This is a genomic window from Pseudovibrio sp. FO-BEG1 (assembly GCF_000236645.1).
Classification (GTDB): Bacteria; Pseudomonadota; Alphaproteobacteria; order Rhizobiales; family Stappiaceae; genus Pseudovibrio.
In genome coordinates, this window is record NC_016642.1 from 3,685,152 (window position 1) to 3,710,820 (window position 25,669).

Annotated in this window: 25 protein-coding genes; 10 read left to right on the forward strand and 15 right to left on the reverse strand. The window is 53.6% G+C overall.

What is annotated here, in order from left to right:
* The first annotated feature begins 52 nt into the window (after nucleotides 1–52).
* The 3 genes from moaC (at nucleotide 53) to lexA (ending at nucleotide 2,753) form a co-directional block, all read left to right on the forward strand.
* On the forward strand, nucleotides 53–556 hold the full coding sequence (moaC, locus tag PSE_RS16495) for a cyclic pyranopterin monophosphate synthase MoaC (RefSeq protein ID WP_041768630.1): 504 nt from the start codon (nucleotides 53–55) through the stop codon (nucleotides 554–556).
* Nucleotides 553–1,767 (forward strand): gephyrin-like molybdotransferase Glp, encoded by a 1,215-nt coding sequence (gene glp, locus PSE_RS16500; RefSeq protein WP_014285914.1) that lies wholly within the window; start codon nucleotides 553–555, stop codon nucleotides 1,765–1,767. Before moaC ends, glp begins: the two co-directional genes overlap by 4 nt.
* A gap of 263 nt (nucleotides 1,768–2,030) precedes the next feature.
* A complete protein-coding gene (gene lexA, locus PSE_RS16505) occupies nucleotides 2,031–2,753 on the forward strand; it encodes a transcriptional repressor LexA (protein WP_041768631.1) in 723 nt (240 codons plus the stop codon).
* Here lexA and PSE_RS16510 read toward each other — a convergent pair.
* A complete protein-coding gene (locus PSE_RS16510; RefSeq protein ID WP_014285915.1) occupies nucleotides 2,649–5,228 on the reverse strand; it encodes a ComEC/Rec2 family competence protein in 2,580 nt (859 codons plus the stop codon). The genes lexA and PSE_RS16510 overlap by 105 nt on opposite strands.
* Nucleotides 5,229–5,353: 125 nt before the next feature.
* On the opposite strand from PSE_RS16510, the gene gltX reads away from it, so the two are divergent.
* The 4 genes from gltX to PSE_RS16530 all read left to right on the forward strand — a co-directional run bounded on the left by gltX (nucleotide 5,354) and on the right by PSE_RS16530 (nucleotide 9,657).
* A complete protein-coding gene (gltX, locus tag PSE_RS16515) occupies nucleotides 5,354–6,778 on the forward strand; it encodes a glutamate--tRNA ligase (RefSeq protein ID WP_014285916.1) in 1,425 nt (474 codons plus the stop codon).
* A 231-nt stretch (nucleotides 6,779–7,009) separates the two neighbouring features.
* The gene (gltA, locus tag PSE_RS16520; RefSeq protein ID WP_008546659.1) at nucleotides 7,010–8,302 is read left to right on the forward strand and encodes a citrate synthase; all 1,293 of its coding nucleotides are present in this window, start codon (nucleotides 7,010–7,012) and stop codon (nucleotides 8,300–8,302) included.
* A gap of 240 nt (nucleotides 8,303–8,542) precedes the next feature.
* A complete protein-coding gene (locus PSE_RS16525; RefSeq protein ID WP_208997964.1) occupies nucleotides 8,543–8,995 on the forward strand; it encodes a hypothetical protein in 453 nt (150 codons plus the stop codon).
* Nucleotides 8,996–9,171: 176 nt separating this feature from the next.
* Nucleotides 9,172–9,657 (forward strand): hypothetical protein, encoded by a 486-nt coding sequence (locus tag PSE_RS16530; RefSeq protein WP_014285918.1) that lies wholly within the window; start codon nucleotides 9,172–9,174, stop codon nucleotides 9,655–9,657.
* 13 nt (nucleotides 9,658–9,670) lie between these two features.
* Here PSE_RS16530 and PSE_RS16535 read toward each other — a convergent pair whose 3' ends face one another.
* A complete protein-coding gene (locus PSE_RS16535; protein WP_014285919.1) occupies nucleotides 9,671–10,135 on the reverse strand; it encodes a GNAT family N-acetyltransferase in 465 nt (154 codons plus the stop codon).
* Between the two features lie 297 nt (nucleotides 10,136–10,432).
* Here PSE_RS16535 and PSE_RS16540 point away from each other — a divergent pair, with 297 nt between their 5' ends.
* The 3 genes from PSE_RS16540 to PSE_RS16550 are packed head-to-tail and all read left to right on the forward strand — an operon-like array spanning nucleotide 10,433 to nucleotide 11,873.
* Entirely contained in the window at nucleotides 10,433–10,888 is a 456-nt protein-coding gene (locus PSE_RS16540) for a hypothetical protein (RefSeq protein WP_014285920.1), read from the forward strand.
* Nucleotides 10,889–10,900: 12 nt separating this feature from the next.
* Entirely contained in the window at nucleotides 10,901–11,407 is a 507-nt protein-coding gene (locus PSE_RS16545; RefSeq protein WP_014285921.1) for a hypothetical protein, read from the forward strand.
* Between the two features lie 10 nt (nucleotides 11,408–11,417).
* The gene (locus tag PSE_RS16550) at nucleotides 11,418–11,873 is read left to right on the forward strand and encodes a hypothetical protein (RefSeq protein ID WP_014285922.1); all 456 of its coding nucleotides are present in this window, start codon (nucleotides 11,418–11,420) and stop codon (nucleotides 11,871–11,873) included.
* 135 nt (nucleotides 11,874–12,008) lie between these two features.
* Here PSE_RS16550 and lpxB read toward each other — a convergent pair whose 3' ends face one another.
* The 13 genes from lpxB to tsf form a co-directional block, all read right to left on the reverse strand.
* Nucleotides 12,009–13,205 (reverse strand): lipid-A-disaccharide synthase, encoded by a 1,197-nt coding sequence (gene lpxB / locus PSE_RS16555; protein ID WP_014285923.1) that lies wholly within the window; start codon nucleotides 13,203–13,205, stop codon nucleotides 12,009–12,011.
* The gene (locus PSE_RS16560) at nucleotides 13,202–14,062 is read right to left on the reverse strand and encodes an LpxI family protein (protein ID WP_014285924.1); all 861 of its coding nucleotides are present in this window, start codon (nucleotides 14,060–14,062) and stop codon (nucleotides 13,202–13,204) included. Before PSE_RS16560 ends, lpxB begins: the two co-directional genes overlap by 4 nt.
* A gap of 17 nt (nucleotides 14,063–14,079) precedes the next feature.
* Entirely contained in the window at nucleotides 14,080–14,880 is an 801-nt protein-coding gene (gene lpxA, locus PSE_RS16565; protein WP_008546289.1) for an acyl-ACP--UDP-N-acetylglucosamine O-acyltransferase, read from the reverse strand.
* An 8-nt stretch (nucleotides 14,881–14,888) separates the two neighbouring features.
* A complete protein-coding gene (gene fabZ / locus PSE_RS16570) occupies nucleotides 14,889–15,365 on the reverse strand; it encodes a 3-hydroxyacyl-ACP dehydratase FabZ (RefSeq protein WP_014285926.1) in 477 nt (158 codons plus the stop codon).
* Nucleotides 15,366–15,488: 123 nt separating this feature from the next.
* Nucleotides 15,489–16,553, reverse strand: coding sequence for a UDP-3-O-(3-hydroxymyristoyl)glucosamine N-acyltransferase (gene lpxD / locus PSE_RS16575; RefSeq protein WP_014285927.1), 1,065 nt, complete (start codon nucleotides 16,551–16,553; stop codon nucleotides 15,489–15,491).
* Between the two features lie 67 nt (nucleotides 16,554–16,620).
* Nucleotides 16,621–18,993 (reverse strand): outer membrane protein assembly factor BamA, encoded by a 2,373-nt coding sequence (gene bamA / locus PSE_RS16580; RefSeq protein ID WP_014285928.1) that lies wholly within the window; start codon nucleotides 18,991–18,993, stop codon nucleotides 16,621–16,623.
* Nucleotides 18,994–19,195: 202 nt separating this feature from the next.
* Nucleotides 19,196–20,332, reverse strand: coding sequence for an RIP metalloprotease RseP (gene rseP, locus PSE_RS16585; RefSeq protein ID WP_014285929.1), 1,137 nt, complete (start codon nucleotides 20,330–20,332; stop codon nucleotides 19,196–19,198).
* Nucleotides 20,333–20,371: 39 nt separating this feature from the next.
* A complete protein-coding gene (gene dxr / locus PSE_RS16590; RefSeq protein ID WP_014285930.1) occupies nucleotides 20,372–21,544 on the reverse strand; it encodes a 1-deoxy-D-xylulose-5-phosphate reductoisomerase in 1,173 nt (390 codons plus the stop codon).
* A gap of 55 nt (nucleotides 21,545–21,599) precedes the next feature.
* On the reverse strand, nucleotides 21,600–22,490 hold the full coding sequence (locus PSE_RS16595) for a phosphatidate cytidylyltransferase (protein ID WP_014285931.1): 891 nt from the start codon (nucleotides 22,488–22,490) through the stop codon (nucleotides 21,600–21,602).
* Nucleotides 22,490–23,263, reverse strand: coding sequence for an isoprenyl transferase (locus PSE_RS16600; RefSeq protein WP_014285932.1), 774 nt, complete (start codon nucleotides 23,261–23,263; stop codon nucleotides 22,490–22,492). The genes PSE_RS16595 and PSE_RS16600 overlap by 1 nt, the downstream gene beginning before the upstream one ends.
* A gap of 23 nt (nucleotides 23,264–23,286) precedes the next feature.
* Entirely contained in the window at nucleotides 23,287–23,844 is a 558-nt protein-coding gene (gene frr, locus PSE_RS16605) for a ribosome recycling factor (RefSeq protein WP_008546529.1), read from the reverse strand.
* Between the two features lie 98 nt (nucleotides 23,845–23,942).
* Nucleotides 23,943–24,662 (reverse strand): UMP kinase, encoded by a 720-nt coding sequence (gene pyrH, locus PSE_RS16610; RefSeq protein WP_008546436.1) that lies wholly within the window; start codon nucleotides 24,660–24,662, stop codon nucleotides 23,943–23,945.
* Nucleotides 24,663–24,727: 65 nt separating this feature from the next.
* On the reverse strand, nucleotides 24,728–25,651 hold the full coding sequence (gene tsf, locus PSE_RS16615; RefSeq protein ID WP_014285934.1) for a translation elongation factor Ts: 924 nt from the start codon (nucleotides 25,649–25,651) through the stop codon (nucleotides 24,728–24,730).
* Between the last annotated feature and the right edge of the window lie 18 nt (nucleotides 25,652–25,669).

The window sequence follows — 25,669 nt, forward strand, 5'->3', positions numbered from 1 at the left end:
AACAGCCTGCAAAAGGCAATGACCTGAACAAACTGTGTCCAGAGGCAAGAAAATGTCAGAACTTTCTCCAAAACTCACTCACCTTGATGACAGTGGTGCGGCTCATATGGTCGACATCTCGGAGAAAGAGGTCACCTCACGCATCGCCCGCGCTGGCGGTCAGGTGAAGATGCAGCCTGAGACTCTGGACATGATCCTTTCCGGCAATGCCAAGAAAGGCGATGTGCTGGCAACAGCGCGCATCGCGGGCATCATGGCTGCCAAGCGCACACATGAGCTGATCCCTCTGTGCCATCCGCTGGCTCTTTCCAAGGTGCAAGTGGACTTCACACCAAACCCGGAGCTGCCGGGCATTGAGATTGAAGTCTTCGCAAAGGTCTCTGGTCAGACTGGTATTGAGATGGAAGCGCTGACAGCTGCTTCTGTTGCGTGCCTGACGATCTACGATATGGCCAAAGCCGTTGATCGCTCCATGGAGATTGGTGAGATTCGCCTGCTGGAGAAGAAGGGCGGCAAGTCCGGTCACTATCTGGCTGAGGAGGATAACTCCAAATGAGCCTGATCAGCATCGAAGAAGCACTCGACCGCCTCCTCAAGGACGTAAACCCAACCACAAGCGAGAGCTTACCACTTCTGGAAGCAGGCGAACGCGTGTTGGCACAAGATGTTGCCGCAACTCGGACCCAGCCTCCATTCTCCGCCTCCGCAATGGATGGTTATGCTGTAAAAGCAGCTGACACCGAAGATCCTGAGCGCGCACTGAAGGTCATCGGCGAAGTCGCTGCCGGGCACAACTTCGACGGCACACTGCAAGACGGCGAAGCCCTGCGTATTTTCACAGGTGCGCCGGTACCAGCTGGTGCGGATGCGATCCTGATGCAGGAAAATGCCCGCCGCGACGGGGATAACCTATTCTGCCAAGAGAGCGTAACTGTTGGCAAGTTCATCCGCCCTGCCGGACTGGACTTCCAAGAAGGCCAGATCCTCCTCAAAGCAGGCGCCCCACTCGGCTTCCGCGAGCTTTCCCTTGCAGGCGCGATGAACCACGCGAGCTTGCCAGTGCGCAAGAAGCCGGTTGTCGCAATCCTCGCAAACGGAGACGAGCTTGTTGAGCCAGGCCAGACACCGGGCCCGAATCAAATCATCGCTTCCAATCAGGTCGGCATCGCAGAGTTTGTGAAAAACTGCGGCGGTATCCCAATGATGCTGGGCATTGCCCCGGACCAGCCTGAAGAAATCACAGCTCGCGTCAAGCAGGCAATTGAGGCCAAAGCCGATGTTCTAGTCACGCTCGGCGGCGCATCTGTTGGCGACCACGACCTCATTCAGGACGTGCTCGGAGCAGAAGGCATGGAGCTTGGTTTCTGGCGCATCGCCATGCGTCCGGGCAAACCACTCATGGCAGGCGCTCTTGGACCAATGAAAGTCCTCGGCCTGCCGGGCAATCCGGTTTCAAGTCTTGTCTGCGCCCTCCTCTTCCTTGGGCCTCTCCTCGACAAAATGCTGGGGCGCTCAGTACCTTTGGCAAATCAAGGCGTTACCAAAGCCACGCTGACCGCTGACCTGCCTGCAAACGACCTGCGTCAGGACTACCTGCGCGCCAGCCTGAGCACCGACGCGCAAGGCAACCTGACAACCGAGCCGTTTGGTAAGCAGGATTCCTCAATGCTTGCGCTTCTCACCAAAGCAGACGCTCTGATTGTTCGCCCGCCACACGCACCGGCTGCATCAGCAGGCGAAAAAGTTGAACTTCTCAAGCTACGCTAAATCCGCAAGACGAGAGTGGACAACCCCTGTCCACTCACCCATCAAAATCCAATTCCCCCAGTTCTAGCAGGGCTTAAACGCAACAAACCCATTGCAGAACACAATGAGAACAGGTAGAGTACGTTCGTGTTTTGTCCTCCCAATCGCAGAAGTTGAAGTCTTTCAGCTTGTTGGGAATGCAAATCAACGAATGGTCATCTTCGGAACCGGAGAGTATGGCTGCTCACTTTCAATCTGCGCTTAGGAGCGAACGGGGATAAAAGATGCTTACACAGAAGCAACACGAGCTTTTGATGTTCATCCATCAACGCTTGAAGGAAGCAGGTGTTCCACCCTCCTTCGATGAGATGAAGGACGCGCTGGACCTCCGTTCCAAATCCGGCATTCACCGGCTGATCACAGCTCTGGAAGAGCGCGGCTTCATTCGCCGCCTGCCAAATAGAGCCCGTGCGCTGGAAATCCTCAAGCTGCCAGAATCCATCGCGCCAGGCCTGAAGCCTGCGGCCAAGGAAAAGGGCTTTGCTCCAGAGGTTATCGAAGGCTCGCTGAGCAAGAAGGTCGCCACACCACCTCCACCGCGGACGCCTTCCCCTGACGAAGTGCCGACGCTGGAAATTCCGGTGATGGGCCGCATTGCAGCGGGTGTACCGATCGAAGCAATCCAGCACCAGAGCCATTCCATTGCAATGCCTGCAGATCTGATGGGCCGCGGCGAACACTATGCGCTGGAAGTCAAAGGCGACTCCATGATCGACGCTGGCATCTTTGACGGGGATACAGTGCTGATTAAACGCGGCGACACCGCGGATAACGGCGAAATCGTTGTGGCGCTGATCGATGATGAGGAAGCAACTCTGAAGCGCCTGCGCAAAAAAGGTGCTTCAGTCGCGCTTGAAGCGGCCAACCCCGCCTACGAAACTCGCATCTTCGGCCCGGGGCGCGTCCGCATTCAGGGCAAGATGATTGCGCTCTTCCGCCGCTATTAACGCACTGGTTGTTATAGGCAATTTAGGATTCCAAGGTCTGCGCTGAGCATCATATGCCCAGCGCACTTTTTTTATTTTATGCCCGTTTCCCGCTTGAACTGACAACCAGATGTAAACCGAGCCTCGTTCTCCAAAAACCTTTTGATCCAAAACCAGCTCAGCATTGCAGCTGGAAGGGGCCTGAGCTTGGGTGACGATGATGGATGCCAGCTGACAATCAGCCTCCAGAGCGCCCTCCACCTTCGACTGCGCCAGAAGGACTGACGGCTTTTGCTCCCTTCCTCCGCCCATCGCTCCGTGCGGGTATAACGCCAACACACAGCCCTCCTCATCACAGGAACGATCTGTTGCCCGCGTTTTATGCTCCTTAAAGGAGTTCGCAGAGTATCCCCCTGCCCGCAGTAGGCTGTCAGCAGCAAATGACATACGCGAGGATGTCAGGCGGAAGGACCCGCCCTCGCCATAAAACCCGATATGCTTACCTGCATCGGCAATCATCACATCAGGTGGCCGTTCCACCACAAAGCCCATAAGGCCTGCTGCAAACGCTGGCACAGAAAGCCATTTCAGGCGTAAGGGCATGATGCAGAGTGTGATACTCGCAAGGATCACCAGCAGATAACCTGAGACACTGGCAACTCCCAGATTGGTGAGCCCGTCGCTCAATGCGCTCACCCAGTAGGCGGCCTTCAGCACCAGAGATAATCCCACCTCCATACCCTGCAGAAAGAACGTATCAGCGCCAAGTGGGATCGTGAGCAGGGCAAGCAGACCAAGGGGCATAACCACAAAGGTCACCAGCGGCATGGCCAGCACATTACCAACCACCCCATAGGGTGCGATCTGCTCAAAGTGCAATGCAGCAATTGGAGCGGTGGCAGCGCCTGCGATCAGGGAGGTCATTGCGCAGGCAAAAAGCCACTTTGCGGGTTTTCTGAGAGTGCGCAAAACGCCTGTTTTCCCTTTTAAAACATAAGCTTCACGGTCATCCCGAAGCCAGTCCTTGCCAAAGGAGTAAGCTGACAGCAAAGCAAGGACGGCGATGAAGGACATCTGAAAGCCCGGGGATAAGACCTCCTCCGGGCGCAGGCTTAAAAGGAGGAGACAGGCGAGAGCAAGTCCGCGCAGGCTGAACGCGCGGCGACCAAGCAACCCGGCGCATAAGATCAGCACAGCCATCAGATAGGCCCGCTGCGTGGCGACAGAAGCCCCTGACAAACCAAGATAAACCGTTGCCGCAATCAACGCGGCAATGCTGGCGTAAACGTGGATATGTCCCTTCAAGGCAAGGCTTTGGCTAAGAGACAGAACCAACCGTGCGGCGAGGAAAACCAGAGAGGTCACCAACCCCATATGCATGCCGGAAATAGCGAGGACATGTGCAAGGCCTGCATTACGTAGGGCGTCTTTATCAGCGGAAGCCAGATAGTCCCGTTTGCCGACCAGGAGAGCAACCGCAAAGGCACTTTCTGGCGAGTAATCCAACACCCGCCGGATGCGTCCAGCGATACCGCTTCGTATCGTATCCACATGCTCCAGAAAACCAGTGCCCCCATCATGAGCAAGCACGACAGGTCTTGAAAGCGCATACCCAACCGCGCCGATCCCATCAAAAAACGCAGTTCTGGCAAAGTCATAGCCGCCGGGCCGCACAGCCCCACCGGGCGGCAGCAGACGTGCCTTCAGCTGCATCTTATCCCCCAGCACCGGTGCCTCTTTCATCCCCTTCAGGCTAAGCCTGATTTTGTAGTCAAGCGGAGTTGTCCCCCTCTTGGAGTGTTCCAGCACCTCCCCGAGGATAACGGAGAAAGAGTGCTGCCCAGACTGCTTTAGACCGGTAACAACTCCCTCCACCTTCCGCGTAACAGGACGCCCCAGCGGATCACTACGCGCAAACTCCACGCGTAAATCCGAGAGAAAAAAGCCGAGCGCAAAAAACAAAATCGCTGTAAGTCCAACCGTCGACCGGCCATTCCTCATCCTACGAAAAACAAACAATCCCAATAGGATAGAGGCAAGTCCGCTTAAAACACTGTAAGGCTCGGCAGGTAGCGAAAAATACACCAGCACGCCCGCCATATGGCTCAGCGCATACCAGACGATGCCCTGCCCGCGGTCCCAGTCTTGGGAGAGAGCCGTGCGGGCATAACTTACTGCCGCCGGCCAATCCGGCCTCATTATCCAGAATATGGCACTACGAACGGTCAACGCAGCCGCAACACATCGCTCCCGCACCCCAACACGCTGATTTTCCTCACAGATCACTTCAGTTGCGTTGCTATTTGCGTTTTTTGCGTTGGTTTGCGTTTTTCTGCGTTGCTGTGTTCCCGCAGGCTCCAGAACATCCTCAGCGAGCAACAGGTCTCCCTCAAAGGCAGAGGAAGAAAACTTATCCCCCTTCAGGCAAAGCGCGTCTATTCTGGGAGCCGAACCACCAGATTGCGTCTTGTCTGAGGATGATTGCCCCTCGCGCACCCTTAAGTCCCTTTCTGCCACTTGGGAACTTTTCAATGCTATGGTACACAGCCCGTCAAGATACGGCGCCCCGCCGTAATTACCCCAAACTATTCGAAGTAACTTGAAACTTTTCCGGACGAGCTATGACTAAACCTGTCGTCACGCGCTTTGCGCCTTCTCCTACCGGCTACCTGCATATTGGTGGCGCCCGTACAGCCCTGTTCAACTGGCTGCTGGCTAAACACAGCGGCGGCAAAATGCTGCTGCGTATTGAGGACACAGACCGGTCCCGCTCCACCGAGGAAGCTGTAGACGCGCTTCTGGATGGCCTGTCCTGGTTGGGCATGGATTGGGATGGCGAGCCAATCTCTCAGTATGGCCGCGTAGACCGTCACCGCGAAGTGGCTGAGCAGATGGTCAAGGAAGGCACAGCTTACTATTGCTACTGCACGCCGGAAGAAGTGAACGAAATGCGTGAGAAGGCCCGCGCAGAAGGCCGCCCGCCGCGCTACGACGGCACATGGCGCGACCGTGACCCTTCTGAAGCACCGGAAGGCATTGCGCCTGCAATCCGCCTGAAAGCGCCGCTGGAAGGCGACACCATCGTGGAAGATCAGGTGCAGGGCACAGTCAAGTTCGCAAACGAGAATCTGGACGATCTGATCCTCGTGCGCTCTGACGGAAACCCGACCTACATGCTGGCTGTTGTCGTTGACGACCACGACATGGGCGTGACCCACATCGTGCGCGGTGATGACCACCTGACCAACGCTGCACGTCAGACCCTGATCTACAAGGCTCTGAACTGGGATGTACCAGTTATGGCGCATATTCCGCTGATCTACGGTCCGGACGGCGCAAAGCTCTCCAAGCGCCATGGTGCAATCGGAGCAGAAGCATACCGTGCAATGGGCTACCTGCCATCTGCAATGCGCAACTATCTGGCACGCCTCGGCTGGTCCCACGGCGACGACGAGATCTTCTCCACCGAGCAGATGATCGAATGGTTCGGTCTGGACGCATGCGGCAAGTCTCCTTCCCGCTTCGACTTCAAGAAGCTGGAAAACCTGAACGCCCACTACATGCGCTCTGAAAGCGACGAAGAGCTCTACCAGCACTTCCTCACCTATCTGATGGACGTGGAAGGCGGCGCTGACGTGATGGCGTGGCTTGCAGGAGATGGCAACCAGGACAAGTTCATGGCCGCTCTGCCTGGCCTGAAAGAGCGCGCAAAGACCCTTGTGGAGCTGCAGGAATCTGCACGCTATCTGTGGGTTCAGCGCCCGCTGGATCTGGATGCAAAAGCTGAAAAGATCCTGTCTGACGAAGCTAAAGCTGTTCTTGGCAAGGTGCTCCCAGCTCTGGAAGCCCTCGCCGACTGGACCGTGGAAAGCACTGAGACTGCCGTTAAGGCAGTAGCGGAAGCAGAAGAGCTGAAACTCGGCAAAGTAGCTCAGCCATTGCGCGCTGCACTCACTGGTCGTGGGACATCCCCAGGCATCTTTGATGTGCTTGTCGTGCTCGGAAAAGACGAATCTTGCGCACGCATTCGTGATTTTGCAGCATAATCCGCTGAAATTTCAGAGAAACTACCGCTACAAATGCCCGTTGGTCGTAACGGTAGTTTCACTTATAACTAAAAGCGGTGGTTGCGGGTGCTTGCCCCATCGCGGCAAATGATATAGGCAGTTCCACGACAACACTCTCCTCCGGGCGGAAACGTCAGATCATGCAGTGTATTCATTTGTACACAAATGGAACAAGTCGCATGAGGAGATACAAAATGGGGGTTGCCTGATATGAGCGACAAAACAGCGAAACTGACTATTGGAGACAACAGCTGGGACTTTAACGTCCACTCTGGCTCCATGGGCCCTGATGTTCTGGACATCGGTTCGCTTTACAAGCAAACTGACCACTTCACACTGGACCCTGGTTTCACATCAACTGCCTCATGCGAATCCAAGATCACTTTCATCGATGGTGACGCAGGTACTCTGCTTTACCGCGGTTATCCGATTGAACAGCTCGCTGAACACGGCGACTTTTTGGAATCCTGCTACCTGCTGCTGTACGGCGAACTGCCAACACGCGCAGAAAAGGACGACTTTGTTCACCGCGTAACCTACCACACCATGATCCACGATCAGATGAGCTCTTTCTTCAAAGGCTATCGTCGTGACGCCCACCCAATGGCAGTCATGACCGGTACCGTTGGAGCTCTCTCGTCCTTCTATCATGACAGCACCGACATCTCCGATCCACACCAGCGCATGGTTGCTTCCCTGCGCATGATCGCGAAGATGCCGACCATTGCTGCAATGGCCTACAAATACCACGTTGGCCAGCCTTTCGTTTACCCAAGAAACGATCTGGACTACGCATCCAACTTCCTGCACATGTGCTTCGCAGTTCCATGTGAGGAATACAAAGTAAATCCGGTTCTGGCTCGCGCTATGGACCGTATCTTCATCCTGCACGCTGACCACGAGCAGAACGCTTCCACCTCTACCGTCCGTCTTGCTGGTTCTTCAGGCGCGAACCCATTTGCATGTATTGCAGCTGGTATCGCATGTCTGTGGGGTCCATCCCATGGTGGTGCAAACGAAGCAGCTCTGAACATGCTCTCCGAAATCGGCTCTGTTGACCGTATTCCTGAGTACGTTGCACGTGCAAAAGACAAGAGCGATCCGTTCCGCCTCATGGGCTTCGGTCACCGCGTCTACAAAAACTACGACCCACGCGCACGCATCATGCAGAAAACCTGTCATGAAGTGCTTGCTGAGCTGGGCCACCAGGACGATCCGCTTCTTGAAGTGGCAATGGAACTGGAAAAAGTTGCTCTCACCGATCCTTACTTCGTTGAGAAGAAGCTTTACCCGAACATTGACTTCTACTCCGGCATCACCCTGCGTGCTCTGGGCTTCCCAACCACCATGTTCACCGTGCTCTTCGCACTGGCTCGTACAGTAGGTTGGATCGCACAGTGGAAGGAAATGATTGAAGATCCTTCCCAGCGCATCGGTCGTCCACGCCAGCTGTACACCGGCTATTCCGAGCGTGACTATCAGCCAATCGACCAGCGTCGCTAAAAACATTCTGCCGAAAAGCGATCACCGGTTTTCGGCAAATGTAGCGAAGCTCAAGAAGCTGAAAAAACTGCTATCGAAGAAGGAGGCATTTTGCCTCCTTTTTATTTGAAACATTCCGTTTGCATTCAGCCCTTGCAAACCATGAGGCATCTTAATCCTGTTCATGCCTCGCCACTTCCCTATCCTCAACCTTTGAGCCAGCGCCTGGCCATGCCACCGGCATCAGGAAAGGAAGTGTTGATGCGCCTTGTACCTCTCCCCGTTTTTGCGGCTATTGCCCTCTTCTCAACCGGTCTGGCACCCTACGCATTAGCCAACACAGACGTTACAGAAGCAACCAGAGACGTTTCCATCTCCGAACTCAGCATGCAGGACGGCACCTCAGACAACTCCATCTGCGTTGAGCGCTACGGCGACGGCTACACGGTCTCCCCCTCCAAGGAAGCCCCAAAGCGCACCTACATCAGCGACAAAGGCCATACAGTCACTCTGGTGGACCGCAGCGAAATCATGGGACAAGGCATTTTTGCAGAACACGACCGGTTCATGATGACATTCCCGGGCAATGAAGAGGAAGAAATTGAGGTCACACAGTTCGTCACCGGCCTGATTGGCGGAGACAGCTACAGTGGTGTCTTCACGGATGGCACCTGCACGGGCAAGGTTTCCGTTGGCCCATGGACGTTGCCCTAAGGCTCTCTCAAACCCAACCACAGAGCCTAGGATTTTCCTCAAACACAGGCTGGTTCAGAACTGATGCGTTAAGCGGCACTCTCTAAACTCCGCAGGCAGGCAACTGGCAGCAACGCAGCCGCCACACTTTCCGAAATGAGAGGTAGGACACAGCAGGGATCGAAATGGGAGTGTATATGCGCCTAAACCAACTGAAGTATGCAGGTGTCTTGCTCGCCTTCACCTTTGCTATGCCGGGGCCAGCCCACAGCCAGTTCATTCATCGTGACAACCGGGCAAATCCATTCACCGACCTAAAGCGCCTCTCCACATCCCGCCAGATCTCCATTCAAAGCCTGACTGTCCTTACAGATGCCGTGGGCGTTGAGTTCTGCAAAGAGCGTTACGGCAACGGCTATACCGTTTCTCCGAACCCCAATGGACGGCGCGGTCAGTTCGTCAGCGATAAAGGCCACAAGTTCAGCCTCTACGCCCGCAGTGAGCTGCGCGGGGACGGCATCTATGCCGAGCACTCACAGGTGCTGATCACCTTCCCCAACGAACCGGATCAGGAAGTGGAGATCACCCAGTTCATCACCGGTTTCATCAACTCAAAAATGTTCAGCGGCGTCTTTTCTGATGGCGTCTGCTCCGGCAGGTTCTCCGTCATCAATGTGAAATGACACCATCTGCTGATTACGCGCTGACTTCCAGACACTTGCTGATGGATGTCTCAGAGGTTTTGTAGGTCCGGAACCCAATCGCTTCATAGTAGCCCAGCCCCTCCGGATTACTCGCCCCAATGGTTGCGTCAATCTTTCCAAGGCCCGCCCCTTGCGCTGCTTCCAGTGTGGACGCAAACAGCACCCGCCCAACACCACGGCGCGCCGCACTCGGGCGCACATGCGTGCCAATAATGCCCCAGCCCGGTGTCACGCCATATGGATTGCCTTCAGAAGCACGCTTCAGGATCTGCAGGCCGAGCAGCGACCCATCTTCATCCTCAACCACAGAGCAACGGATTCTGTCTGCGTGGGAGATGTAATTCGAGCGCACATACTCTTCATCACTCGGCAGGCTCCGCTTTCCAAGCGCTGCCAACTCCTGCAAAAATCCGCTGACTTCCGCAGCATCCGCCAGAACGGCTTCTCTGACTTTCATAAAAGACCTCAAAGTGTGGATGTGCCCGCAAACCGCGACCACGGTGGGCATAAGAACATTAGAACGGTAACTCTAGCACAACACCTCAGGCACAAACGCCCGAACAAGGTGCAAACCTTCAGTTTTCACCTATGTTTATGTGTAGTGCATTAGAAACTGGCTAAATCCAAAACCACGCTTCAAACCTATTCTTCATCCTAATGAAAATCAAAACGCAACAGGAGCATTTGCGTTAACGCAGCAGGACTACTCTTTGCGCGGCCTTTGGCCGGAAAAAGCAACGAGTGGTGGCACCCCATGAAGAAAATTCTCTGCGCAGCAGCAAGCCTCGGCGCAATCGCCTTTGTCAGCACCGCAGCACTGGCAGACAATCACAGCCTCGGCAGCGACAACGAAACCGTCACATTCTCCGACCTGACAATGGCAGATGGTACGCCCGACGACGGCACCTGCGCAAAACGCTACGGAACCGGTTACAAAACCACCGATCACCCTGACACAAACTCACAAGAAGCCCAGAAAACAACGACAGAGGGCCATGATATCATCATCTCCTCCACCGGAGGCACCATTGGTGATGGCATCCTATCCATCGAGAATGAGTACGAGATCATCTTCCCCAACGATGAGCACAAAGAAGCCATCGACGTGAAGATGTTCGCCACCGGCCTCATCGGCAGCGGAACAGCCTCCGGCGTCTTTTCTGACGGCACCTGCCGCGGCAAAGTCACCATCCAATCTGCGCAGCAATAGGATAAACGCCCAATGAAAGCTGTCATATGTGCAGCTCTGAGCTTGTTTATTTTTGGCCACACAACAACCGTGGCTGAAGCGCTAAGCATTCGTGTTGGCCTCGGCGATAAAATCACGACCTTCTCGAATGTCACTCCGCTCCACAACAAGGCAGATGCAAACATATGCAAGCAGCGCTACGGCAAGAGTTTCATAACAAAAGGCCATGCAGCGACGATTGAAAAGGAACGTCTGGTAACAACTTCCGAAGGTCAAAAGATCGAACTCATTTACCTAGGTGGATATGTCGGAAGCGGAGTGTACTCCATTGAAAACCAGTACAAGTTCACCTTTCCAAATGAGGGAGACCAACAGCCGGTCAAACTGCAACTCGCAGCCACAGGCTTTATAGGCGCAGGCCGCGCCACCGGCGTTTTCTCAGACGGCACATGCGTCGGCCAAATAACAATCGAGCTGACAACCTTGCATAACGGCAAGACCTACTCATCAAAACAGAGCAATGGCCCAGACAAGAAGTAGTGAGAATATCATGAAAGCTCTATTCTATCCCGCGATCATCCTTACGACACTGGCCATCACCAGCACCTCCGCGCTGGCCGTCGCCCAAAGGTTGGGTCCGGGCGACAAAGAAATCACCTTCTCCAACCTGTCCATGACCGACGGCAGCCCGGACGATGGCACCTGCGCCAAGCGCTACGGCGAAGGTTTCACCACCAAAAACCATCCGGACTCCACCAATGACGCCCTCAAACGCGGAACCGACAAAGGCCACGACATCCTCGTGATTTCCATCGGCGGCAGCGTGAGCGCTGGCATCTTCTCCATTGAGAACGAGTATGAAATCATCTTCCCAGATGACGAGAGCAAAACACCCGTTGATGTGGAACTGGCCGCCACAGGCCTTGTAGGAAGTCAGGAAGCCACCGGCGTTTTCTCGGATGGCACCTGCCGCGGCACCCTCGACATCAAGGTGCTGAGCAACTGAGCGCACATAAAAAAGGCCTGAAGTTTCCCTCAGGCCTTTCAGATTTCAACTTAAAGCACCACTTTAAGTGACAGATCAAATGACTCTTCGTTTTCAATGAGCTACGCCCACTTTATGAATCAGTTTGAAAAGCACTTAAACTGAGAGCCCAGCAGTCTCCAGAATAATCCGCGCAGCTTTACCCGCCTGGCTTTCACCTTCTGGCAAACGCATCTTTTCATCAATACGGGAAAATGCATCCAGCTGCGCCTGCCGCTCCGGACTGTCAGAAAGCAGCGCCAGAACACCCTCGCTGAGAGCTTCAGGGCTGGCCTCTTCCTCAATATATTCCTTGATGCTGTAATCACCCAGAACAAGGTTCGGCAACACAATAGTGTCCACCGCCACAATCTTGATAAAGCGGTTGATCTGCTTCAGGCGGCGGAAGAACCAGTCCAGCTTATAGGCAATCACCATGGGCACACCGGCAATCGCCAGTTCCAGAGAAACCGTTCCGCTCGCCGCAAGCGCAGCATTGGCACGCCGCAGAGCTGCAAACTTTTCAGCCTCTCCCGTCACAATACGCGGCTGCACATTCCAGGACTTTACACCTTCACGAATGCGCTGCTCCTGATGCGGCACCGCCGGAATAGTCACTTCAACATCCGGATCCTGCGCACAGATCAGCTCAACAGCTTTGCCAAACGGCTCCAGCAACCGCGAAACCTCACTGGTTCGAGACCCCGGAAGCACCACCAGCTGCTTCTTGCCATCTCCCAACTCAGCACGTTCACCGGCAGCAGGACGCAGATCATCCAGACGCTCGATCAGCGGGTGCCCTACATAATCGCATGGCGGTCCACCAAGACGCTTATGTGCATCCGGTTCAAACGGCAGCAGCGCAAGCAGCTGATCCACATAAGCCGCCATCTTCTTCGCACGGCCAGGACGCCAAGCCCAAACGGACGGGCTCACATAATCCACCACCGGAATATGCGGCGCTTTCTTGCGCACACGCTTGGCCACATTATGGGTGAAATCAGGGGAGTCGATGATAAGCAGCAGATCCGGCTGCTCGGCAATCACCGCATCAACCGTCTGATGCACGCGGCGAATAATGGTCGGCAAACGCTCCAGCACAGCCGTAATGCCCATCACGGCAATATCATGCAGCGGAAAGATGGACTGAACACCCTGCGCAGCCATCCGCTCTCCACCAAGCCCGCAAACCTCAAGGCGGTCACCAATGCGTGCCCGCAAAGCTTTGATCACTTCAGCGCCAAGCTGATCACCGGATTCTTCACCAACGACAAAGAACAGTTTGAACGGCTTTACAGCTTCCAACTCGCTCATGTGTCAGCCTCTTCACCGCGCGTACAACCATAAAGAAACACACCCAGCTCATCGCAGAGGCGCTCAACCTCGTCGCGATGGGCCACAAGAACGCGCCCGGCCTCCACACAAACGCCTTGTAGCTGCGCCTCAGCGGCTTTGCGGATGGTTTGCGGCCCAATGCCCGGCATATCCAAACGCAGGTCCTGCTGCGGCTTAGAACACTTCACAAGCACACCTACAGCACCCTTTGAGCGAACCCTTCCGTTTTCACGCAAGGCGGCAACACGCTCAAGCATGGCATCCGTGCCTTCCGCCCCTTCAACGGCCACAACGCGCGCATTAACGGCAATCGCGCCCTGCCCGATATCCAGCCTGCCCAGTGCATCCACTGCCTCAATGGCAAGCGTCATATCACTCAAGGCCTTCTTGCTTGGTTTAGGACCAGCCACATGCCCCGGGCTTGCAACCAGTTCAGGAGCAACTTCATGAGCACCAACCACGTGCAGTCCCTCTCGCTCAAATATCCCAGCAACTTTCACCAACAGATGATCATCACCACCAACCACAGCAGCAATAATACGCGGCAAGCGCCACATCGTACCAAAATCCCCAAGGATGGACGTAAAATCTGGACGCTGCTGCACACCGCCGATCAAAACAACGTCACGCACGCCTTTAGATTTCAGCGTCGAGAACAGCTTTCCAATCTGCCCCCAGCCAAGCTCAACGGGATTAAACGCAGAAAGGGAGGCATCTGCCTCCCCCTTAATCGCAATAGTAACGACCTCACGTCCTTGCGCCATAGCTGAACGAATGACCAAACCCGGCAAATCGCCACCACCAGCAATCACAGCAATAGGTGCCTGTTTCACCATGAATTCAAAACAGACCCTTATTCGCCATTGTTGCGCGGTGTACAGAACCGGCGCTTCTCATCTTCCAGCATGAACGACGTCATCGTCTGCACACCTTCAAACTCAGCGTATTTGGTGCGCGCAGCCTCAGCACGGGACCGCAACGTACCTTCCTCGCTGTTGAAGACTTCCTTATAGGCTCCACGAAGAGCATGGATTTCTTCACGAGAGAAGTTGCGGCGCTTCAAACCAATCAGGTTGAGCCCGGCAAGGCGCGCGCGATCACCAATAACGGAACCATAAGGGATCACATCAAACTCAACGCCGGTCAAACCACCAACGATGGCATGCGAACCAACACGGCACCACTGACGCACAGCAGACAGACCACCAAAGATCACAAAGTCTTCAACTTCCACATGACCGGCAAGCGTCGCATTGTTCGCCAGAATGACGTTATTGCCCACGATGCAGTCATGCCCCACATGGGTGCCCATCATGAACAGACCGCCATTACCAACCCGCGTGACGCCACCACCACCGGCAGTGCCAGGGTTCATGGTCGCGTGCTCACGGATCTGGTTGTCTTCACCAATCTCCAGAAGCGTATCTTCGCCGGAAAATTTCAGATCCTGCGGCTGATGCCCCAAGCTTGCAAATGGAAAGACCTTGGTCCGGGCACCGATAGTTGTCCGTCCAGCGATCACCACGTGTGAAACAAGCTCTACATCATCGCCAAGTGTTACCTTGGGCCCCACCATGCAGTAAGGACCGATCTTGACATTCTCTCCAAGTACGGCCCCATCCTCGATAATTGCGGTGGGATGAATCTGTTGCATCAATGACCTCAATTCGCCTCGTCTGAATCGACAAGCATCGCGCTGATTTCAGCTTCAGCGACCTTCTGACCATCAACCATTGCAACACCTTCGAACTTCCAGATGGTTGCGCGGTTGCGGATCTTCTTCACATGAAAGCGGACCTGATCACCAGGAACCACTGGCTTACGGAACTTACACTTATCGATGGTCATAAAGTAAACAAGAGAAGGCACATCCGTCTTTTCACGGGCATGAACGCAAAGCGCACCAGCAGTCTGAGCCATCGCTTCGATAAGCAGAACACCCGGCATTACAGGCTGGCTAGGAAAATGCCCCTGAAAATGTGGCTCATTGATGGTTACATTCTTGATACCAACACCAGAATTATCACCGTCCATATCTACGATACGGTCAATCATCAGGAATGGATAGCGGTGGGGCAGCAGCTCCATAACCCGCATGATATCCGCAGTTTCCAGTGTTTTGGTCTCTACATCACTCATAATAATGCCTCAGCAATATTGGTTGGACTGGCGCTCGCCTCCCATAGAGACAGTGAGGACACGCCCTCCTCGTTCACCAGCCACCCCAGTTAACTTTCGGGAGAAACTCCCGGTTCTAATCTGTTACTTCTTGCCGCTCTGAGACGTCAGACGACGCAGTACGGTCATTTCCTTGAACCACTCACGGATCGGCCGTGCCGGAACACCACCATAACGCCCACCTGGCGCCAGATCGTCGTGTACAGCACTCACACCAGCAACCTGCGCACCCATTCCAATGCGAACATGACCGGAAACACCAGCCTGCCCGCCCAGAACGACGTAGTCCTCAAGGGTCGAACTTCCGGAAATCCCCACCTGAGAAACAATCACACAGTGCTTGCCGATATTCACGTTGTGGCCAACCTGAACCTGATTATCAATCTTGGTCCCATCGCCCACAGTCGTATCACGGTTCGCACCGCGGTCTATACAGGAGCCAGCACCAATTTCAACATCATTTCCTAGCACAACTCTGCCCAGCTGGGGAACCTTGATATGTCCGCCTGGTCCCATCGCAAAGCCAAAGCCATCCTGCCCCAAGCTTACGTTTGGGTGAATAATGACACGGTCGCCAAGCACGGAATGCTGCAGGCTGGCATTTGCTCCGATGGAGCAGCTCTCACCCAACTGACAGTTGGCAGCAATCACAGCATTCGGACCAATGCGAGACCCGGCCCCAATCACCACATCAGCGCCAATCACCGCCCCTGCTTCAACAACAACGCCTTCGCCCAGCTTCGCACTCTCTTCAACATAAGCACGCAGGCTAACAGAAGTCTCTCGAGTTACAGGAAGTGGCCGCATAGCATCCGGATAGAGCTCCGCCAGAACCTTCGCCAACGAACGATACGGCTCTTTAGCAAGCAGCGGAACAACACCCTCAGGAACCTTCTCCAGATGCTTTTTGCTCACCAGACAAGCTGTTGCCTTGGTACCTTCAAGCTGATCTAGATACTTAGGGTTATCGATGAACACGAGCGTTCCGGGAACGCCTTCATCCAGTGGAGCGACACCAGAAATGGTCAGCTCACGATCACCACGAACAATCTCCGCCCCAGCCCATTCAGCAACTTGCTTAATTGTTATTGTTTGAGCTTCAGGGAAGAAAACCGGGCTCATTTCAGACTGATTTGATGGTTCTGTCATAGGGTCCTACAAAAAAAATCGGCCGCCGAGGGTTTCGGCGACCGATTATAATCAAATTTTAAGCGGATCAGAAGCGTGTACCACCGCTGAGCTTAAATACCTGCGTTTCATCAACATCGTTTTTGAGCACAGGCCAAGCAAAGTCAGCACGCAGCGGACCAAACGGAGACTGCCACAGCACACCAAAGCCAACAGACGCACGAAGATCGAAGTCTTCAGACTGGATCTGAGAACCGTTGCTGGTAATCACGTTGGCTAAATCGCTATCAACACCCCACAAAGACCCTGCATCGGCAAAGAAGGCACCAGACAATCCGAGCTCCTCAGGGAACACAGGGAATGGGAACTGACCTTCAACAGTAGCAGCAACGTAGTACTTACCACCGAGAGCATCGCCACCGGTCTCATCGCGTGGACCATAACCGTTGGTCGCAAAACCACGAATACGATCAGGAGAACCTTGATACTGATCAGTCACGCGTAGACGGTTACCGATAGATTCGATGTAACCCGCGGACCCCTTCACGAGACCCACAAGCCCCCATTCAGCGTAAAGCTCTTCAAATGCGCTCGCCTTGAACTGACCGCGGAGGTACTGAGACTGACCACCCAGACCAGCGATTTCCTGCTCATAAGAAGCAACATAGCCATCACGCGGGTTCAGGTTATTATCCAGCGTATTGTAGACCAAAGAGAAACCAGCAAGAGACGTAGTGTACTCGCCCAGAGAGTCACAGACACCCAAAGACACACCGTCCGCACACTGATTTGGACCAATCCCGGTTGAGTCGCTACGGGTCAGATCACGCTGGTAAAGCTTGTAGAACAGGTTCAATGTCAACTCGTCTTCGCGAAGCGGAAGACCGAAGTTCACTGCACCACCAGTTGTCTGCTCTTCGTAAGCACGGGAGCTGTTCTGATCATATACGCGGCGGTATACATCCAGACCTGCAGAGATACGGCGCCCCATGAAGAATGGCTCAACGAACTTGAACTCATACTTCTGGTTATCGGTACCACCACCAACAGCAGCTTTAACGTACTGACCACGACCAAGGAAGTTGCGCTCGGTGATGGAGATATCACCGATCACACCGTCAGAGGTGGAGTAACCCACACCGAATGAAACTTCACCGGTTGGCTGCTCTTCAACATCCACATTAATGATCACACGGTCAGGAGCACTGCCCTGCTGGCGGGTAATGCGAACATTCTTGAAGTAACGGGTATTACGCAGACGGCGCTCAGCCTTATCCAGCAGGATACGATTGTAAGCATCACCTTCAGCAAGATCGAACTCGCGGCGGATCACGTACTCACGTGTACGATCGTTACCGCGAACATTGATACGCTCAACATAAACACGCGGACCTTCTTCGATCAGGTAAGTGATCGAAACAGTCTTATTCTCGTAATCACGCTCACCACGTGGGCGAACCTGAGCGAACGCGTAGCCTGCTTTGGAAACTTCCAGTGTCAGAGCTTCAAGCGTTTTTTCAACTTCAAGAGAGTTGTAAGTATCGCCAGACTGAGTGCGCAGGTACTGACGCATCGCTTCTGGATCGATCGCGGACAGAGAAGTATCGATTTCGATATCGCCGAACTCGTACTGCTCACCTTCATCAACCGTGAAAGTCACGTAGAAGATGTTCTGCTCACGGTCCAGATCTGCAACGGCAGAAACAACGCGGAAGTCAGCGTAACCCTTCTGGTAGTAGAACTGACGCAGAGCTTCCTGATCCACCTCAAGGCGATCCGGGTCATACACGTCGGTTGTACGCAACCAGCCAAGGAAACCACTTTCACGGGTCTGGATCTGCTCACGCAGGTAGCCGTCGGAGAAAGCTTTGTTACCGATGAAGGAAATACGGGCAACACCGGTCTTATCACCTTCTTCGATTTCAAAAACCAGATCTACACGGTTATTAGCGCGCTCAATAATCTTCGGCTCAACAGACGCACGATAGCGACCGGAGCGACGATAAGCTTCCAGAAGGTTCTGAGCATCAGACTGAACACGCGCCCGTGTCAGCATGGAACGCTCGGAAGAACGAACAACTGATTGCAGAGCCTGGTCTGTCAGTCGCTTGTTACCTTCGAAGGAGATTTTGCCGATAACTGGGTTTTCTTTAACATCAACAACAAGAGTGCCGCCGCGCTGCTCAATGGAAACATCAGCAAACAGACCGGTCGCATAAAGCGTGGTCAGGCTCTCGTCGATATCAATTGCAGAAAACGATTTTCCTGGACGGATAGTCAGGTAGTTACGAACTGTTTCATCTTCGATGCGGGTAGCACCGTTGACGACAATCTTGTTAACCACCGCGGCCTCGGCAACCCCTGCTCCGATGAACGGAACCCCAACCGGAGCAACTGTACTAGTAGCTGCAACGGCCATTGCCAAAAGCGACACACGTGACAGGTTCTTAAATGACTGCATAGAACTGCTATGCCTTTTATTTTCAGCCTGAAGTTGCACTAGTCCCCTGATCCTCAGATCACTAATGCGCTTCAGGGTAATGGATAGAATCTGAAACACCTAGGAACTTTGTACAAGGTTTTCAGAGTAAAGCAAGGCGCCACAACCGGATTTAATGCAATTTGCCCAATCCTTTGCTCAGGCCTTTGGTTACGCAACTTACCTAAGAGCCGATTATCGACCGCAGATCATTCCAGGTCGCAAAAACCATTAGAAGTAGAACCAGAGTGATTCCGATACGGAACCCGAAATCCTGCAGTTTTTCACTCAACGGCTTCCCCCTTACAATCTCGATGATGTAGTACAGCAAGTGCCCCCCATCCAGCATGGGAACCGGCATGAGGTTGAGTAAACCAATAGAAATTGACAAAACTGCGGTAAGGTTAATTAGCGGTAAAATACCATGGGTCGCAACTTGCCCTGAAATTTGCGCTACGCGAATCGGACCACCCAGTTGATCCGGATCTGCTTTACCAAGGAAGAGACCGCCAATATAACCCAATGTCCTGTCTAGAATATACCATGTCTCTTTTACCCCTTCACCTACGGCTTCCACGGGGCCAAATCGCTTCACTATGATATCTTCTTGGGAAGTATTCCTCTGAATACCCAGAATGCCAACTTTCTGAGTGTTTCCAAAACCATCACTGATTTCCTGCAGTTCCGGCGTTGCCGTCAATCGTTCAATCGCATCACCGCGCTCAACATCGATTTCCATCGGAACGCCTGCGCTCGCAGTCACGAGACGCTGAACATCGCTGAAGCTCTCTACAGGGCTGCCATCAATGGCAACAATCAGGTCCCCTGGCATCATGCCAGCCATCTCGGCAGCACTGCCCGGACGCACCTGATCCACACGCGGCAATGTTTCGTATTTTCCTAAAAATCCAAACATTGCTGCAAAGATAAGAATAGCGAGGATAAAATTGGCAATAGGCCCTGCGGCCACAATTGCGGAGCGCTGCCACGGGTTTTTTGCAAAGAATGCAGTCCGGCGCGTCTCTTCATCCATTCTGGCCTGTTCATCGCGATCCGGAACACTTGCAGCATTCTCATCACCGGAGAACTTCACATAGCCACCCAGCGGGATGGCGCAAACCTTCCAGCGCGTACCGTGCTTGTCATCACGGCCAAACAACTCCGGTCCAAACCCGACTGAAAACGCAAGAACCCTGACGCCGCACCAACGCGCAACGAGGAAATGCCCTAACTCATGGAAAAACACGACCACGGTAAGCACAGCCAAGAAAGGGATGATGACTCCGAGCGAACCACCAAGAACTGAACTCAGAACGTCCATGCGAACAGCCTTACCTTATTTTTTAAAGGAAGCGCCGGATTAGGCGGCCATCTTCCCAATAACTTCGTTTGCAACTCGACGCGCTACCTGATCCAACTGAAGAATCTCCTCCAGCTGATCCGAACAATCTAGCATATTTTGCGTATGAAGCCGATTCAGAACATCCTCAAGAAGCTCTGATATCTGCAGGAAATCGATCTTCCGTCCAAGAAACGCTTCCACGGCAACTTCGTCCGCTGCATTAAAAACAGTGCCTGCCCCGTCACCCATCTCCATCACACGCCGTGCGAGTGAAAGAGCAGGAAAACGCTCTAAATCAGGCTTTTCAAAGTCCAGACGCCCGATCATCCCCAGATCAAGATCCGCAACCGGAGCTGTCTTGCGGGTTGGCCAGGCCAGACAGTGAGCAATAGGTCCACACATATCCGGAACGGACATATGGGCCAATAATGACCCATCACAATATCTAACCATCCCATGGACAATTGATTGTGGATGGACCACTACATCCAGCTGATCCGCAGTAATCGGGAACAGATGGTAAGCCTCAATCAGCTCCAAACCCTTGTTCACCATGGATGCACTATCAATGGTGATGCGCTGCCCCATGGACCAGTTTGGATGCTTCAAAGCCATCTCAGGCGTAGCAATCCGCATCTCGTCCAGCGAGGATTTACGGAACGGCCCACCAGACGCAGTGACAATCACCTTATCGACGGCTTTAGGGTCATCCTGCTCAAACACCTGAAAGATCGCGTTGTGTTCAGAGTCCATTGGCAGCAGCTTGGAGCCGTGCTTCTCAGTAAGGCCACACACAATAGTGCCCGCACATACCATGGTCTCTTTGTTAGCCAACGCAATATTGCTACCAGCCTTGATACCTTCAACGGTCGGCTCAAGCCCAGCCGCACCAACCATGGCTGAAACAAGCAGATCAACTTTCTGGCCAGCCGCCTCCAGCACCGCCGCACGGCCTGCAGAAACCTCAACACCAGTTCCAGCCAGAGCGGCTTTCAGTTCGTCATACTTGCTGGCATCGCCAATCACAGCACGTTTTGCATTGGTTTCGCGGCACGCTTTGGCAAGCGCCTCAACATTCCGACCCGCAACAAGTGCGTTGACCTCATAGCGCTCAGGGCTGTGGGCGATAACTTTGAGCGTACTGGCTCCAACCGATCCGGTTGCTCCCAACACTGAGAGGGACTTTGTCATATCAACAACCCTTGCAAATCAAACAGTCAGCACATGAAGCTGCAAACAGGCATCCTTAGGACGCAAAGAGCATCAACCCAGCGTTTGGATTAAACAGCTGACCGCCAAGCACAACACCAATCACATAGGAGAACACTGCAGCCGCAACAAGACCATCCACACGATCAAGCAGGCCACCATGCCCAGGAATGAGACGGCTGGAATCCTTAACCTTAAAGCGACGCTTCATGGAACTCTCAAACAGATCACCAAGCTGGGAGACCGCAGAAAGCACAACTGCAAGACCAAACGCCCAAATCAGTTGAGATCCACCGACAACAGCAACAAAACCCATTCCCAGCAGGGAAGAGAAGAAAACGCCGCCAAGCGCACCGCTCCAGGTCTTATTTGGTGAAACAGCAGGCCAGAGCTTAGGACCACCAAAGCTGCGACCACAGACATAGGCTGCAATGTCAGTGCCCCAGACCACGAGGAAGAGGTAAATGATGAAGAACAGACCTTCATCCCCTTCCCGCAATGCCAGAAGCGAAACAAAAGTCAAGCCAGCATAAACATAGCCTTCACTCACCCAGCGCGAAACACGGTCGAAACCACCAGCGCTATAGAGCACCACAGCACCAGCAATCAACGCGCCGGCAATCCAGAGCGGCTGAGCCTGAAAATAGGCAAATCCAATAAACAGAAGAAACAGGTAACCCAACAGCACAACAGGACGCTGGGTGTTTTGCAGAATGATTTTGTACCATTCCCAATAAACAATCAGCATGCCAACCAGCACAAGACCGGCAAACCAGAAACCACCTGCCCAAGTCAGCGCCAAGGCGACAGGAGCTAGAATAACTGCGGAAAGAGCGCGTACCAGCAAATCAGGGTTTGCATTAAGTACGCGCCGGATAATTCCTCCGGAGGCGCCTTCAGAATTGTTCTGATTGTTTTTATCAGGCATTACGTCCCAGTCGCGTCAGAGCTCAAACCCCCGTACCGCCGATCGCGGTTAGAGAACGCCAGCAAAGCATCGTCAAAAGCACCTGAATCAAACTCAGGCCAGGGCGTAGGAGCGAAATAGAATTCGGCATATGCTGCCTGCCACAACAGGAAGTTGGAAAGACGCTGCTCTCCCCCCGTGCGGACAATGAGGTCCGGATCCGGCATTTCATGGGTATCCAGACAAGCGCTGACATCATCCTCCCCGATGTCAGCAGCCTTCAACTCACCAGCTTCCACGCGTTCGGCCAGCTTACGGGCAGCTCGGACGTATTCGTCCCGCGCACCGTAGTTAAAAGCAATCACCAGAACCAACCCGGTACAATGCGCAGTTTTCAGCTCCGCATCATTAAGCAGGGTCAGCATGGATTTATCGAGATTTTCCTTGGACCCGATAACGCGAACCTTCACATTGGCTTTCACCAGATCTTTCAGGTCGTCGTAGACAAACCGGCGCAGCAAAGCCATCAGGAAGGAAACTTCCTGTTGCGGGCGCGACCAGTTCTCAGAGGAAAAACTAAACAGCGTCAGGTAGGAGATCCCGCGCTTTTGTGCGTGTTTAACGGCTTCGCGCAGTGTTTTCACACCGCGCCGATGCCCTTCAGTACGCGGAAGCCCACGGCGCTGAGCCCAACGCCCATTGCCATCCATGATGATGGCGACGTGACGAGGCACACTCAAAAGTCCGATGTCGGAATTTGTATCTACTGCCTCAAATTCAACAGTCGCCGTCATATAGTCCCCGCTCCCAAACAGGATTAAACCTGCTTGATCTCCTGTTCTTTTTTGGCAAGTACGGAATCGACTTCGCCAATGATGTCGTCGGTCATCTTCTGAACCATATCAGAAGCAGAACGCGCATCGTCTTCGCTCATTTCACCAGCTTTTTCGAGCTTTTTGATGGTGTCCATACCATCACGGCGAACATGACGTGCAGCGATCTTCGCTTGCTCGGCATATTTATGCGCAACTTTGACGAGTTCTTGACGACGCTCTTCATTAAGCTCAGGAATTGGCAGACGCAGGATCTGACCATCCACAACAGGGTTCAGACCAAGGCTGGATTCACGGATTGCCTTTTCAGTGGCAGCAACCATGGACTTGTCCCAGACCTGAACAGAAAGCATGCGAGGCTCTGGAACACTTACTGTTGCGACCTGGTTGATCGGCATTGGAGCGCCATAAGCGTCCACACTGATTGTGTCCAGCATACTTGCAGAAGCACGACCAGTACGAAGACCAGCAAATTCATGCTTCAAAGCTGTGATCGCACCATTCATGCGGCGGTCAAGATCGTCATAGTCCAGCTCTGACATAATTTCCTCTTTCACCTATCATTTAAACGGACCGGCATTCCAAAACGGAAGACCGGCCCGGGTCAAATTCTGACAGTTAAGATACCAATCGGTACCTGTTAGTCTTCAATGACCGTAAACAGCCCCTGCCCGCGCAGCACATTTACAAGCGCGCCGGAGGTCTTGATGGAAAAGACAACTACAGGAATAGAGTTGTCTCGGGCAAGTGCAATCGCGGTCGCATCCATGACTTTCAGGTTCTTTTCAAGAACTTCCCCTGGTGTAAGCGTCTCAAAACGCTTCGCATCAGGCTTCAGCTTAGGATCAGCGTCATAAACGCCATCAACACTGGTACCCTTAAGGAACACATCGCACTGCATCTCTGCTGCGCGCAGCGCCGCACCAGAATCAGTGGTAAAGAACGGATTGCCCGTACCACCAGCAAACAGAATAACGTCCCCGTCTTCCATGTAACGCTCTGCACCGCGCTGAGTAAAGCTCTCACAAATGGAAGGAACCGGAACAGCAGAAAGCACACGCGCCTGAATACCGCGCTGACGCAGAGCATCGGCAAGCGTGAGCGAGTTCATGATTGTCGCCAGCATACCCATGTGGTCACCGGTGACACGGTTTCCGCCTTTGGCTGCCAGAGCCACACCACGGAAGATGTTACCACCACCAACAACGATGCCGAACTGCGCACCCAGGTTTACAGCCTCTGAAATTTCCGCCGCTACCCGTTCAACCACCTTTGGATCGATGCCAAAGTCCTGGTCGCCCATCAGCGCTTCCCCTGAAAGTTTCAGAAGAACTCGTTTCCAGCGAACACCATCAGACATAGTAAACCTCTTTTCATGCATCCAGATACAAAGAGGGCGTCGACTGAGTCGACGCCCTCAATAAATTAGTTACCAGCAGCAGCAGCAACTTCAGCTGCGAAATCTGTTTCTTCTTTTTCAATACCTTCACCAAGGGCAATGCGAACAAAGCCGGTGAGTTTGATTGGAGAACCGATTTCTTTAGCTGCTTCTTCAACGGCCTTCTCTACAGTCAGATCAGGGTTGATAACGAAAGACTGCTTAACCAGTGTAACTTCTTCATAGAACTTACGCAGGCGACCTTCAACCATCTTTTCGATGATGTTTTCAGGCTTACCGGACTCACGAGCCTGTTCCATGTAAACAGTGCGCTCACGCTCAACTGCTTCTGGATCCAGTTCGTCAGTGTTCAGTGCCATTGGGTTGGTCGCAGCAACGTGCATTGCAATCTGCTTGCCCAGTGCTGCCAGCTTGTCTGCATCGCCTGCAGATTCAAGACCAACCAGAACACCGATCTTGCCAAGGCCTTCGCCAGCAGCGTTGTGCATGTAAGAAGCAACAACACCTTCGGAAACAGACAGACCAGCAGAACGACGAAGGGTCATGTTTTCACCGATGGTGCCAACAGCTTCCTTGATTTCGCCTTCAACACTGCGGTCTGTGCCTGGGTAAGGAGCAGCAGCCAGCTTCTCAACGTCGCCATCAACGGTAAGAGCGGTCGCAGCAATGTCACGAACCAGTTTCTGGAAATTGTCGTTACGTGCAACGAAGTCTGTTTCGGAGTTAACCTCAACAACAACAGCTTTGTTGCCTTCAGCTGCAACTGCAACAAGACCTTCAGCTGCAACACGGCCTGCTTTTTTAGCAGCCTTTGCAAGGCCTTTGGTGCGCAGCCAATCAACTGCAGCTTCCATGTCGCCGCCTGTTTCTTTCAGGGCAGCTTTACAATCCATCATGCCAGCACCGCTAGTTTCGCGGAGCTCTTTCACCATAGCAGCGGTAATGCTCATCGTACGCCTCATGGACGG